Source organism: Streptomyces sp. DSM 40750, assembly GCF_024612035.1.
GTDB lineage: Bacteria > Actinomycetota > Actinomycetes > Streptomycetales > Streptomycetaceae > Streptomyces.
On sequence record NZ_CP102513.1, the window covers coordinates 4221638 to 4234815 of the forward strand.

Sequence of the window (13178 nt, forward strand, 5' to 3'; positions counted from 1 at the left end):
CGGATGTGCGCTACGGGGTGTTGCGGATGCGTCTCGAAGCGGCCACGGCGGGGGCCCGTCGAGACCGGTGGGTGATCCTCCGGTGACCTAGGAGACGACGTCCTTGCGGCTGAAACCCCGGAAGGCCAGGGCGAACAGCACCAACGCGTACGTTATGGAGATGGAGACGCCCTGGATCATGTCGGTGTAGTCGGGCTGCGGGTTGACGACGTCCAGCCAGGCGTACTGCCAGTGCGTGGGCAGGAAGTCGCGCCAGTCGCCCAGTGCGGTCACCTCGTCGAGGACGCTGCCGACGATGGTGAGGCCGACGGCGCCGCCGACCGCGCCGAGCGGGGCGTCGGTCTTCGTGGAGAGCCAGAACGCCAGGGCGGCGGTGACCAGTTGGGACACGAAGATGTACGCCACGGTGATCACCAGGGCCTGGGCGGCGGCGCCCGGGGCGATCTCACCGCCCGTGGGCAGCTCCAGCGGGCCCCAGCCGTACGCCACCGCGCCGACGGCGAGCGCGACGACCGGCAGCAGCACGAGCGCCGCCAGGCTGAGGGTGAGCCCCACGGCGAGCTTGGACCACAGCAGCCGGGCGCGTGGCACGGGCGCGGCGAGGAGGTAGCGCAGGGAGGCCCAGCTGGCCTCCGAGGCGACCGTGTCGCCGCAGAACAGGGCGACGGGGATGACGAGCAGGAAGCCCGCCGCGGCGAACAGGTTCACCGCGGCGAAGTTCGCGCCGGACGCGGTGGCCGTGTCCATCAGGTTCGCCCGGTTGTTGCCCTCGCCGGGCGTGCCGCCGACCTGGAAGGCGATCAGCAGCACGATCGGCAGGGCGAACAGGATGCCGCCCATGACCATCGTGCGCCGGCGCTTCAGCTGCCGGACCAGCTCGACCCTGAAGGGCAGGGTGCGGCCGGCGCGGTAGCCGTCGGCGACCTCGACGGGTTCTGCGTGCTCGGCACGCTCGGCCAGCGTGCTCATGCGGACTCTCCGATCAGGGTGAGGAAGGCGTCTTCGAGGCGGCGGTGGGGGCCGACCGACTCCACGGGGACCTCCAGCCGGACGAGTTCGGCGACCAGGCGCTGGGCGCTGCCGTCGGCGTCGAGGCGGACCACGAGTCCGTCGGCGGCGCGGACGGCCGAGTCGACGCCCGGCAGGGCGGCGATCTTCTCGACCATGGGCTCGTCCACGGGCTCGGACGTGCCGACCAGCAGCGTGTCGCCGGAGCCGACGATCTCGCTCACGGGCCCCGCCTGGACGAGCTTGCCGTGGTCCATGACGACCAGGTGCGTGCAGGTCTGCTCGACCTCCGCCAGCAGGTGGCTGGAGACGATGACCGTACGGCCGGCGGCCGCGTAGCGGATCATGACCTCGCGCATCTCGCGGATCTGCGGCGGGTCGAGTCCGTTCGTCGGTTCGTCGAGGATGAGCAGGTCGGGCATGCCGAGCATGGCCTGGGCGATGGCCAGGCGCTGGCGCATGCCCTGGGAGTAGGTGCGGACCGCGCGGGCCAGGGCGTCGCCGAGGCCGGCGATCTCCAGGGCCTCGTCCAGGTGGGCGTCGGCGGCGGGGCGGCCGGTGGCCTGCCAGTACAGCTCCAGGTTCTCGCGGCCGGACAGGTGCGGGAGGAAGCCCGCGCCCTCGACGAAGGCGCCGACCCGGGAGAGCACCGGGGCGCCCGGCACGATCGCGTGGCCGAAGACGCGGATCTGGCCGCCGTCCGGCTGGATCAGCCCCATCAGCATGCGCAGGGTCGTCGTCTTGCCCGCGCCGTTCGGCCCGAGGAGGCCGAGGACCTGGCCCTTCTCGACGCGGAAGGAGAGGTCACGGACGCTGTAGCTGTCGCCGTTCTTGTACTTCTTGCTCAGATCGGTGATCTGGAGCGGGACCTCGGCCAGCGCGGGATCGGGGGCGGGGGTGACGATGCGGCGGCGGCCGGTGACGAGCAGGAGGGCCGCGATCACCGCGCCGCTGACCGGCAGGTACCAGACCCAGGCGGGCAGGACGTCCGTGCGGTCGGCCCGGCCGAGCGGCGTGGGCACCTCCAGGTCGCCCTTCAGGGAGACGGTGTACTTCGCCGGGGTGGCCGGGGAGGCGTAGCCGAGGTCGGTGGAGGCGAGGACCAGGCGGAGGCTGTGGCCGTCGTCGAGTTCGTAGTCGATGGCCGGGAGGGTGAGCTCGACGTCCTTGCCGGACTTGGCGCCCTCCACCCGGATGGGCTCGACGAGCTGCGAGGGGAGGACCTGTGACCTGCCGTCCGGGCCGACGTCGTAGACCTTGGCGAAGAGGACGGCTTCCTCGCTGGTCGACTTCACATGGACGGTGGCCGTCGGCGAGCCGGTGATCTGGAGGTCGTCCGTGACGGGCTTCGACTGGAACGCGGCGAACTGGCCGGGGAAGTCGAGGGAGATGCTGACGCCGAGCGAGGACAGCTGGGAGAGGCCGCCGGCGGCGCCGAGGCCGGGCAGGGCCGACACGGCGGGCGGGTTGGCGCCGGCCGGGTTCTCGAAGCTCTGCTCGCGTCCGGCGAGGGCGATCGGCTGCGGGTCGCTCTCCAGGCCCGGGTACGCGTCGTCGGTCGTACCGCTCAGGCGGGGCTCGCCGTCGCCGGAGCCGGTGCCGAGGGTGCGGGTGACGCGGAACGCCGAGCCGGTGTCCGCGCTCTTGTCGTCCTTCAGATGGCGGTCGAACCAGGAGTTGACCCGGGACTGGACGCGGGAGGTCTCCATGTCGCCGCCGTCGTGGCCGCCGGAGATCCAGTCGACCTCCACGGGCGCGCCGTTGGCCTCGATCGCCTTGGCGGCGGCGTCGGCCTGGCCGAGCGGGAAGAGGGAGTCGGTCTGGCCCTGGAGCAGCAGCGTGGGCACCTTGATGCGGTCGCCGACGGCCTCGGGGCTGCGCTCGTCGAGGAGCTTCACGGCCTCCGCGTCGGGCTGCCCGGACTCGGCGACCCGCTGGTACATCTCGCACAGCTGCGTCTCGAACTTGTCGCAGCCGCCGCCGGTGTTGAAGAAGATGCCGGCCCACAGCTTCTTGAAGACGCCGTTCGGGAACAGGGCGTCCGACAGGTTCCAGTACGTGATCGCGGGCGCGATGGCGTCGACCCGGTCGTCGTACCCGGCGGCCAGCAGCGAGACCGCCCCGCCGTACGAGGCGCCGGCGGCGCCGACACGCGGGTCGCCGTCCTTGTCCAGCTGGACCTCGGGGCGCTCGGCGAGCCAGTCGATCAGCTGGGAGACGTCGGCGACCTCGCCCTTCGGGTCGTTCAGCCCGATCTTGCCGGTCGACTCGCCGAAGCCCCGGGCCGACCAGGTCAGCACCGCGTAGCCGTCCCGGGCGAGGTCCTCGGCCTGCTGTCGTACGTCGTCCTTGCTGCCGCCGAAGCCGTGCGCGAGGAGGACGGCGGGGCGGCGGCCGTCCGAGCCGGAGGTGAAGTACGAGGTGTCGATGCGCACGCCCTCGGCCGTGCCCATGACCTGGTCGGTGCGCTTCACCGGCGCCGCTTCGTCCGAGGCGGTGGCCGTCCAGGTACCCGCGCCGGCGAGCACGACGACGGCGGCCGCGGCGGCGATGGTCCGCCGTGGTCGCCGCCGCAGTGCCCCGCGCAGTCGCAGTCCGGGCAGTCGAAGATCCATGCGTCAACGGTAAAGGGCACCATCGGTACCCCACGGCCCTCTCCGGGGTGAAGAGTGGGCCATCCCACGGTCGTACGGGAGGAATTCGGCATACAGCGGTCGCGGTATGCGGGGGCGTGGGGCGGACCTGACAGCAACCTGATAAGTCGGGCGGGTAGGTGCGTCGTGGTTGATCGCGCAGTTCCCCGCGCCCCTTGAGGGGTGCGGGGAAAGGTGGTGCTCAGTGGTTGCGCGGGAAGCCCAGGTCGACGCCCGTGGGGGCGTCGGCCGGGTCGGGCCAGCGGGTGGTGACGACCTTGCCTCGGGTGTAGAAGTGCGTGCCGTCGTTGCCGTAGATGTGGTGGTCGCCGAAGAGGGAGTCCTTCCAGCCGCCGAAGGAGTGGTAGCCGACGGGGACGGGGATCGGGACGTTGACGCCGACCATGCCGGCCTCGACCTCCAGCTGGAAGCGGCGGGCGGCGCCGCCGTCGCGGGTGAAGATCGCGGTGCCGTTGCCGTACGGGGAGGCGTTGATGAGGGAGATGCCCTCTTCGTACGTGTCCACGCGGAGCACGCACAGCACCGGGCCGAAGATCTCGTCCTGGTAGGCCTTCGCGGACGTGGGCACCTTGTCCAGCAGCGAGATGCCGATCCAGTGGCCGTCCTCGAAGCCGTCGACCGTGTAGCCGGTGCCGTCCAGGACGACTTCCGCACCCTCGGCCGCCGCGCCCGTGACGTAGGACGCCACCTTGTCGCGGTGCACGGCGGTGATCAGCGGGCCCATCTCGGACGTCGGGTCGTTGCCGGGGCCGATCTTGATCTTCTCGGCGCGCTCGCGGATCTTCTCGACCAGTTCGTCGCCGATGGCGCCGACCGCCACGACCGCCGAGATCGCCATGCAGCGTTCGCCCGCCGAGCCGTAGGCCGCCGACACGGCGGCGTCCGCCGCCGCGTCCAGGTCGGCGTCCGGGAGGACCAGCATGTGGTTCTTGGCGCCGCCGAGGGCCTGGACGCGCTTGTGGTTGGCGGAGGCCGTGGTGTGGATGTAGCGGGCGATCGGGGTCGAGCCGACGAAGGAGACGGCCTTCACGTCCGGGTGCTCCAGGAGGCGGTCCACCGCCACCTTGTCGCCGTGGACGACGTTGAAGACGCCGTCGGGCAGGCCCGCCTCGGACAGCAGTTCGGCGATCTTGATGGACGCCGACGGGTCCTTCTCGGACGGCTTCAGCACGAAGGTGTTGCCTGTCGCGATGGCCATCGGGAACATCCACATCGGGACCATCGCCGGGAAGTTGAACGGCGTGATGCCCGCGACGACGCCCAGCGGCTGGCGGATGGAGGAGACGTCCACGCGGCTGGCGACCTGCGTGGACAGCTCGCCCTTCAGCTGGACGTTGATGCCGCAGGCCAGGTCGACGATCTCCAGGCCGCGGGCGACCTCGCCGAGCGCGTCGCTGTGCACCTTGCCGTGCTCGGCGGTGATCAGCTCCGCGATCGCGTCACGGTTGGCGTCGAGCAGCGCGCGGAAACGGAACATGATCTCCGTGCGCTTGGCCAGCGAGGACTGGCCCCAGGTGGCGAAGGCCTCCTTGGCGGTGCGTACCGCCGCGTCGACCTCGTCCACGGTCGCGAAGGCGACCTTGGTGGTGACCGCGCCGGTCGCCGGGTCCGTGACCGGCCCGAACGTACCCGACGCGCCTTCGACGGTCTTGCCGCCGATCCAGTGGTTGACGATCTTCGTCATGCCAGAAACTCCTTGCTCACAGATGGCGGCGTCGGGTTGAGACGTGCCGGTCGTACTCCTCGCGGGCCTTGACCGCCGACGAGCGGGTCGCGGTCTCGGCCACAGGAACATCCCACCAGGCCTGCGCGGGAGGCGGGCCCGACACTGTGTCTGCCGTTTCGGTCTCCACGTAGACACATGTGGGAGTGTCGGCCGCCCGCGCCTCGGCGAGGGCGGCGCGCAGGTCACGGATGGTCTTGGCGCGCAGGACGCGCATGCCGAGGCTGGCCGCGTTGGCGGCGAGATCCACGGGCAGCGGGGCGCCCGTGAACAGGCCGTCGTCGGGGTTCCGGTGCCGGTAGGCGGTACCGAACCGCTCACCGCCGACCGTCTCCGAGAGGCCGCCGATGGAGGCGTACCCGTGGTTCTGTACGAGCAGCACCTTGATCGGGACGTTCTCCTGCACGGCCGTGACGATCTCGGTCGGCATCATCAGATAGGTGCCGTCGCCGACCAGCGCCCACACCGGGCGCCCGGGGGCGGCCATCCGGACGCCGATCGCGGCCGGGATCTCGTACCCCATGCAGGAGTAGCCGTACTCCAGGTGGTACTGGTCCCGCGACCGCGCCCGCCACAGTTTGTGCAGGTCACCGGGGAGGGACCCGGCCGCGTTGATGATGATGTCGTCCTCGTCGACGATCTCGTCGAGGAGGCCGAGGACCTGGGCCTGGGTGGGCCGGGTGTCCGGTTCGTCGGCCTCGTAGCAGGCGTCGACGCGGTGCTCCCAGCGCTGCTTGTCCTCCGTGTACTCGGCGACGTACGCGTCCGCGACCCGGTGTCCGTGCGGTTCGAGCGACTGGGTCAGCTCCTCCAACCCGACGCGCGCGTCCGCGATCAGTGGCAGCCCGGAGAGCTTGTGACCGTCGTACGGCGCGATGTTGAGGTTGAGGAAGCGGACGCCGTCGGCGGTGAAGAGGGTGCCGGAGGCGGTGGTGAAGTCCGTGTACCGGGTGCCGACACCGATCACCAGGTCGGCGGTGCGGGCGAGTTCGTTCGCGGTCGCGGTGCCGGTGTGGCCGATGCCGCCCACGTCCTGCGGGTGGTCGTGGCGCAGCGAGCCCTTGCCGGCCTGCGTGGACGCCACGGGAATGCCGGTGGCGTCGGCGAGTTCGGCGAGCGCCTCCTCCGCGCGGGCGTGGTGGACACCCCCGCCGGCGACGATCAGCGGGCGCCCGGCTTCGCGGATCGCCCGTACGGCGGCGGACAGTTCGGAGCCGTCGGCCGCGGGCCGGCGTACGTTCCAGGTCCGCTCGGCGAAGAACTCCTCCGGCCAGTCGTACGCCTCCGCCTGCACGTCCTGCGGGAGGGCGAGCGTGACGGCACCCGTCTCGACGGGGTCGGCGAGCACCCGCATCGCCTGCAGCGCGGCCGGGATCAGGGCCTCGGGGCGGGTGATCCGGTCGAAGTACTTCGACACCGGGCGCAGGCAGTCGTTGACGCTGATGTCGCCCGCGTACGGGACTTCGAGCTGCTGGAGGACCGGGTCCGCGGGCCGGGTGGCGAAGGTGTCGCCGGGGAGGAGCAGGACCGGGAGGTGGTTGATCGTGGCGAGGGCGGCGCCGGTGACGAGGTTGGTGGCGCCGGGGCCGATCGACGTCGTCACGGCGTGCGTGGAGAGGCGGTTGGACTGCCGGGCGTAGCCGACGGCCGCGTGGACCATCGACTGCTCGTTGCGGCCCTGGAGGTACGGCATGTCGTCGCCGTACTCGATCAGCGCCTGCCCGAGGCCCGCGACATTGCCGTGGCCGAAGATGCCCCAGGTGGCACCGATCAGCCGCTGCCGTTCGCCGTCGCGCTCGGTGTACTGGGCGGCGAGGAACCGCACCAGCGCCTGCGCGACGGTCAGCCTCGTCGTCCTCGGGGTCGCCGTGCTCATCGGTACCCCTCCGTGTGATCGGGGTGGAAGCAGATCCGCCACTGCCGCTCGGAGCCCGGACCGGCCATCACATTCAGGTAGTACATGCTGTGACCGGGCTGCGCGATGGACGGGCCGTGCCAGCCGTCGGGAACGAGCACGGCGTCACCGGAACGGACCTCGGCGAGGATGTCGGATCCGCCCTCGCGGGAGGGGAACACCCGTTGGTATCCGAAGCCGTTCGGGCCCTCGATCTCGAAGTAGTAGATCTCTTCGAGCTCGGTCTCCTCGCCCGGCCGGTTCTCGTCGTGCTTGTGCGGCGGGTACGAGGACCAGTTGCCGCCGGGGGTGATGACCTCGACGGTGATCAGCTTGTCGCACTCGAAGGCGTCGGCGGAGGCGAAGTTGCGCACCTGGCGGGCGCAGTCGCCGCTGCCTCGGTCTTCCACGGGGACCTCCGGCGCGGGGCCGTAGCGGGCGGGGAGTCGTCGCTCGCACTTCGCTCCTGCCAAAGCGAAGCGGCCTCCCGCGCCGGAGGCGATCTGTACCCGGGCGTCACGGGGCGCGTACACGAAGTCGGAGACTCCGGCGAACACGCTTTCCCTGCCCAGGATCTGAAACTCCGCGTCCTCTTCTCCGCCCGGTTCACCGGATTCGCCCGATACGTGCACCGTACAACCGCCGTTGAGGGACAGCACGATCCACTCGCTGTCCCCGGTCGTGAACGTGTGCGTGCCGTCCGGCCCCAACTCCACGATCCGCAGGCTGCTGTGGGTCCAGCCGGCCCGCTTGGGGTCGATGTCGACGACGTACCGGGCGTTCGCGGTGGCGCCCTTGGGTACGTACAGCTCGGTCTTCTGTGTCATGCGGCCCTCACAACAGTCCTACGGCGGTGTCCACGGCGGCGGTCACGTCGTCGTCCGCCGGGTAGAGCAACGAGCGGCCGACCACCAGGCCCTGGACGGTGGGCAGTTGCAGCGCCCCCCGCCACTTCTCGTAGGCGCCCTCCTGGTCCGTGCCGACATCGCCGCCGAGCAGTACGGCGGGCAGCGTCGAGGTCTCCATCACACGGGCCATGTCATCGGGGTTCTCCGTGACGGGCACCTTCAGCCAGGTGTACGCCGAACTGCCGCCGAGCCCGGCCGCTATGGCGATCGACTTGGTGACGGCGTCGGCGCTCAGGTCGTTCCTGACCTTGCCGGTCGCGGGGTCCCGGCGGCTGATGAACGGCTCCACGAACACGGGGAGCCTGCGTTCGGCCATGGCGTCCACGGCACGGGCGGTGGACTCCAGGGTGTTGAGGGAGCCCGGGTCGTCGTAGTCGATGCGCAGCAGGAGCTTGCCGGCGTCGAAGCCGAGGCGCTCCATGTCCTCGGGGCGGTGGCCGGTGAAGCGGTCGTCGAGCTCGAAGCTGGCGCCCGCCAGACCGCCGCGGTTCATCGAGCCCATGACGACCTTGTCGTCGAGCGCGCCGAGGAGGAGCAGGTCGTCGAGGATGTCGGCGGTCGCGAGGACGCCGTCGACGCCGGGGCGGGAGAGGGCGAGGCACAGCCGTTCGAGGAGGTCGGCGCGGTTCGCCATGGCGAGCTTGCGGTCGCCCACGGAGAGGGCGCCGCGGGCCGGGTGGTCGGCGGCGACGATCATCAGCCGGCCGCTGTCGCCGACGAGGGGACGCCGGGTGCGGCGGGCGGCGGCCTCGGCGATCGCCTCGGGGTGCTGGACCCGGGTGCGGACGAGGGCGGAGACGTCGACGGGACCGAGGGGGCTCACGGAGGTCACAGGACCGCTCCCGCCGCGACGGCCGACTCGATCTCTTCCACCGTGGGCATCGCGGAGGAGCACTCCAGGCGGGAGGCGACGATGGCGCCGGCCGCGTTGGCGTACCGCATGATCTTCTCCAGGTCCCAGCCTTCGAGCAGGCCGTGGCAGAGGGAGCCGCCGAAGGCGTCACCGGCGCCGAGGCCGTTGAGGACGGTCACGGGGAGGGGCGGGACCTCGGCGGACTCACCCTTGCTGTTGACCGCGAGAACACCCTTGGGGCCCTGCTTGACGACCGCGAGTTCGACCCCGGCGTCGAGAAGTGCGCGGGCGGCGGCCTGCGGCTCGCGGACCCCGGTGGCGACCTCGACCTCGTCCAGATTGCCGACCGCGACGGTCGTGTGCCGCAGGGCCTCCTCGTAGAACGGGCGGGCCTCGGCCGGGTCGGTCCAGAACATGGGGCGCCAGTCGAGGTCGAAGACCGTCGTACCGGCCTTGGCGCGGTGGGCGAGGGCCGCGAGCGTCGCCGTACGGCTGGGCTCCTCGCTCAGGCCGGTGCCGGTCATCCAGAAGATCCGGGTCCCGGCGATGGCGTCGAGGTCCAGTTCGTGGGCGTCGATCTCCAGGTCGGGCGCCTTGGGCCGGCGGTAGAAGTACAGCGGGAAGTCGTCCGGCGGGAAGACCTCGCAGAAGGTGATCGGGGTCGCGAGGCCAGGGACCGGGGTGACCCAGCGGTCGTCGACCCCGAAGTCGCGCAGCGCCTGGTGGAGGTAGTCACCGAAGGGGTCAGCGCCTGTGCGGGTGATGACGGCGGTGGAGCGGCCCAGGCGGGACGCGGCCACCGCGACGTTCGTCGCCGATCCGCCGAGGAACTTCCCGAAGGACGTCACCTGCGGCAGCGGAACCCCCGTCTGCAACGGATAGAGGTCCACACCGATCCGCCCCATGGTGATCAGGTCGTACGCCATCGACTTCCCTTCGCGTTGCTGCGCGCCGTCCGCGCCACGACCGAGCCGGGGCGGGTCCGTGTCCCTACGGCCCCGTGACCCCGGGTTCGGCCACGCACAAGGTCTAGCCCCGTTCGAGCGACCCTGTCAATACTTTGTCCAGACATTCGGACTACCTATTGACACCCTCTACTTCGAGGCCGAAGCTGACTCCCATGACGTCGTTGTCACCTCAGTCCTCACTCTCCCGCATCCGGATCGGCTCGGCGCCCGACTCCTGGGGCGTGTGGTTCCCCGACGATCCCCAGCAGGTCCCCTGGGAGCGCTTCCTCGACGAGGTCGCCGCATCCGGCTACGAGTGGATCGAGCTGGGCCCGTACGGCTATCTGCCGACCGATCCGGCGGTCCTCACCGAGGAGACCGCGAAACGCGGCCTGAAAGTGTCGGCCGGCACGGTCTTCACCGGGCTGCACCACGGCCCGGACGTCTGGGAGAAGACCTGGGCGCACGTGGCCGACAACGCGGTGCTCGCGCAGGCGATGGGCGCCAGGCATCTCGTCGTCATCCCGTCCTTCTGGCGGGACGACAAGACGGGCAAGGTGCTGGAGCCGAGCGAGCTGACAGTCGAGCAGTGGCGGCACCTCACCCAGCTGACCGAGCGGCTCGGGCGGGAGGTGCGGGAGAGGTACGGCCTCCAGATCGTCGTCCACCCGCACGCCGACACCCACATCGACAGCGAGGAGAACGTCGTCCGCTTCCTGGACGGCACGGACTCCTCGGTCGTCTCCCTCTGCCTCGACACGGGTCACTACGCGTACTGCGGCGGCGACAGCGTCAAGCTGATCGAGACGTACGGGGAGCGCATCGGGTATCTGCACCTCAAGCAGGTCGACCCCGAGATCCTCGCGGAGGTCCGCGCGAACGAGATTCCGTTCGGGCCGGCCGTGGCCAAGGGTGTGATGTGCGAGCCGCCGAAGGGTGTGCCCGAGCTGGGGCCGGTGCTTGTCGCTGCCTCGAAGCTCGACGTCGATTTGTTCGCGATCGTCGAGCAGGACATGTATCCGTGTGAGCCGGACAAGCCGTTGCCGATCGCCCAGCGGACCAGGGCCTTTTTGAGGTCTTGCGGCGCGTAGGTGTTCGCTGGGAAGCGCCGGGGGACTGCGGATCGTTCAAGGCCGCGGGATGTTCGTGGCTGGTCGCTCAGTTCCCCGCGCCCCTGAACGGGGCTTGTGATCGCGGCACGGTGCCCGGCTCCCCCGACGGTCGGCGCGGCCACCGCCGTGGCGCGCTCGCTTATTCATTTGTCCCCGGGTCCGTCCGCTGTCCAGGATCCGGGGATGAGCTTTTCCGTGAAACCCGTACTCACCGGTGAGAGGGCCGTGCTGCGGCCGTTCACCGAGGACGACGTGCCCGTGATGGCGCGGATCCTGGCCGACCCGGAGGTACTCCGGCTCACCGGCAGTCCGACCGAGGAGTTCGGCCCGGAACGGCTGCGCGCCTGGTACGGCAGCCGCAACGACCGGACCGATCGCCTCGATCTCGGGGTCGTGGACCGGGCGAGCGGTGAGCTGGTGGGTGAGACCGTGCTCAATGAATGGGACGAGGCCAACCGCAGCTGCTGCTTCCGGATCCTGATCGGCCCCGGCGGGCAGGACCGGGGACTCGGCACGGAGGCCGTGCGGCTGACGGTCGGTCACGCCTTCGAGCGGCTCGGCCTGCACCGCGTCTCGCTGTACGTCTTCACCCACAACCCCCGGGCCCGGCGCGCCTACGAGAAGGCCGGGTTCGTGGCCGAGGGCGTTGAGCGGCAGACCCTGTGGCAGGACGGGGAGTGGATCGATTCCGTACGGATGTCGATCCTCGCCCCCGAGTGGGCCGCGCATCGGGGGTATCCCGACGGGGATCCCGACTGCGATCGAGAGCATCCCGACAGGTATCGGGTCAGCTCCACGGCTCTATGACCGTCACCCCGCTGCCCGGGGCCGTGTCCATCGCGGCCAGTGCGGCGGGGGCCTCGTCCAGGGTGATCGTCGAGGTCACCAGGAGGTCGGGGCGGAGGATGCCCGCCCGGACCAGCTCCAGCATCTGGGGGTAGGCGTGGGCCGCCATGCCGTGGCTGCCCAGGAGTTCCAGTTCCAGGGCGATCGCGCGGGCCATGGGGACAGGGGTGGTGCCGGTCTCGGACGGGAGCAGACCCACCTGGATGTGGCGGCCCCGGCGGCGGAGGCTGTTGACGGAGGCAGCGCAGGTGACGGGGGAGCCGAGGGCGTCGAGGGAGAGATGGGCGCCGCCGGCGGTGAGGTCGCGAATGGCCTCGGCCGTGTCCGCTCCGGTCGACGCGTCCACGCATTCCGCCGCGCCGAACTTGCGGGCCAGGTCCAGGGCCTGGGGGGATACGTCGACGGCGATCACCCTGGCGCCGGAGGCCGCCGCGATCATCACTGCGGAGAGGCCCACTCCGCCGCAGCCGTGGACTGCCACCCACTCCCCCGCCGCTACGCGGCCCTGCGTCACGACCGCGCGGAACGCCGTGGCGAAACGGCAGCCGAGGGAGGCCGCCGTGGCATACGACAGCTCCTCCGGCAGTGCCACGAGGTTCACGTCGGCGTGATCCAGGGCTACGTACTGGGCGAACGAGCCCCAGTGGGTGAAGCCCGGTTGGGTCTGTCGCTCGCACACCTGTTGGTTGCCGGACGCGCAGGCCGCGCACGTGCCGCAGGCGCAGACGAACGGGACGGTGACACGGTCGCCGGGGCGCCAGGCCGTCACTCTCGTGCCGGTCGCCTCGACGACTCCGGCGAGTTCGTGGCCGGGGACATGGGGGAGGGTGATGTCCGGGTCGTGGCCCTGCCAGCCGTGCCAGTCGCTGCGGCAGAGGCCGGTTGCTTCGACTCGGACGACCGCGCCGTGGTCGGTGGGGGTGGGGGGCGGTACGTCCCTTACTTCGGCCGGCTCTCCGAATTGTTCGAACACCACCGCGCGCATGTGTCCCACCTTTCGGTCCGGGGCCGTTTGGTCCCTTGCGGACCCCAGTCAGCATCGCATTGCCGGGACGTGGGTTTCTCGCCCCCGCCGCCCCTACCCGTTCCCGTCACCAGGGGCTGCGCCCCTTCGCCCCCCTTTGACCTCCGGCCGGGCTTCCGGGGCTGCCGCCCCCAAGCCGCCGCTGGGGGATGAGGGGATGAGGGCGTGTCTGCGGTGAGCCGGTACCTGTCGGAGCGTCGTGGCTTGTC

10 protein-coding genes are annotated in these 13178 nt (G+C 71.0%); 2 read left to right on the plus strand and 8 right to left on the minus strand.

What is annotated here, in order from left to right:
* Positions 1-87: 87 nt before the first annotated feature.
* The 7 genes from JIX55_RS18920 to iolC all read right to left on the minus strand — a co-directional run bounded on the left by JIX55_RS18920 (position 88) and on the right by iolC (position 9966).
* Positions 88-969, minus strand: coding sequence for an ABC transporter permease (locus JIX55_RS18920; RefSeq protein WP_257564489.1), 882 nt, complete (start codon positions 967-969; stop codon positions 88-90).
* Positions 966-3623: an alpha/beta fold hydrolase gene (locus JIX55_RS18925; protein ID WP_257564490.1), complete on the minus strand. Its 2658-nt coding sequence runs from the start codon at positions 3621-3623 to the stop codon at positions 966-968. Before JIX55_RS18925 ends, JIX55_RS18920 begins: the two co-directional genes overlap by 4 nt.
* A gap of 220 nt (positions 3624-3843) precedes the next feature.
* The gene (mmsA, locus tag JIX55_RS18930; protein WP_257564491.1) at positions 3844-5346 is read right to left on the minus strand and encodes a CoA-acylating methylmalonate-semialdehyde dehydrogenase; all 1503 of its coding nucleotides are present in this window, start codon (positions 5344-5346) and stop codon (positions 3844-3846) included.
* Positions 5347-5362: 16 nt separating this feature from the next.
* Positions 5363-7261 (minus strand): 3D-(3,5/4)-trihydroxycyclohexane-1,2-dione acylhydrolase (decyclizing), encoded by a 1899-nt coding sequence (gene iolD / locus JIX55_RS18935; protein ID WP_257564492.1) that lies wholly within the window; start codon positions 7259-7261, stop codon positions 5363-5365.
* The gene (iolB, locus tag JIX55_RS18940; protein ID WP_257564493.1) at positions 7258-8106 is read right to left on the minus strand and encodes a 5-deoxy-glucuronate isomerase; all 849 of its coding nucleotides are present in this window, start codon (positions 8104-8106) and stop codon (positions 7258-7260) included. The genes iolD and iolB overlap by 4 nt, the downstream gene beginning before the upstream one ends.
* Positions 8107-8113: 7 nt before the next feature.
* A complete protein-coding gene (locus tag JIX55_RS18945) occupies positions 8114-9010 on the minus strand; it encodes a Cgl0159 family (beta/alpha)8-fold protein (RefSeq protein WP_257569381.1) in 897 nt (298 codons plus the stop codon).
* A gap of 5 nt (positions 9011-9015) precedes the next feature.
* Entirely contained in the window at positions 9016-9966 is a 951-nt protein-coding gene (iolC, locus tag JIX55_RS18950; RefSeq protein ID WP_257564494.1) for a 5-dehydro-2-deoxygluconokinase, read from the minus strand.
* A 194-nt stretch (positions 9967-10160) separates the two neighbouring features.
* On the opposite strand from iolC, the gene JIX55_RS18955 reads away from it, so the two are divergent.
* Positions 10161-11078 (plus strand): sugar phosphate isomerase/epimerase family protein, encoded by a 918-nt coding sequence (locus JIX55_RS18955; RefSeq protein ID WP_257564495.1) that lies wholly within the window; start codon positions 10161-10163, stop codon positions 11076-11078.
* A 204-nt stretch (positions 11079-11282) separates the two neighbouring features.
* On the plus strand, positions 11283-11906 hold the full coding sequence (locus JIX55_RS18960) for a GNAT family N-acetyltransferase (protein ID WP_257564496.1): 624 nt from the start codon (positions 11283-11285) through the stop codon (positions 11904-11906).
* Here the strand turns inward: JIX55_RS18960 and JIX55_RS18965 are convergent.
* Complete coding sequence (locus tag JIX55_RS18965) at positions 11887-12930, minus strand: zinc-dependent alcohol dehydrogenase family protein (protein ID WP_257564497.1); 1044 nt, start codon at positions 12928-12930, stop codon at positions 11887-11889. The genes JIX55_RS18960 and JIX55_RS18965 overlap by 20 nt on opposite strands.
* Positions 12931-13178: the final 248 nt, after the last annotated feature.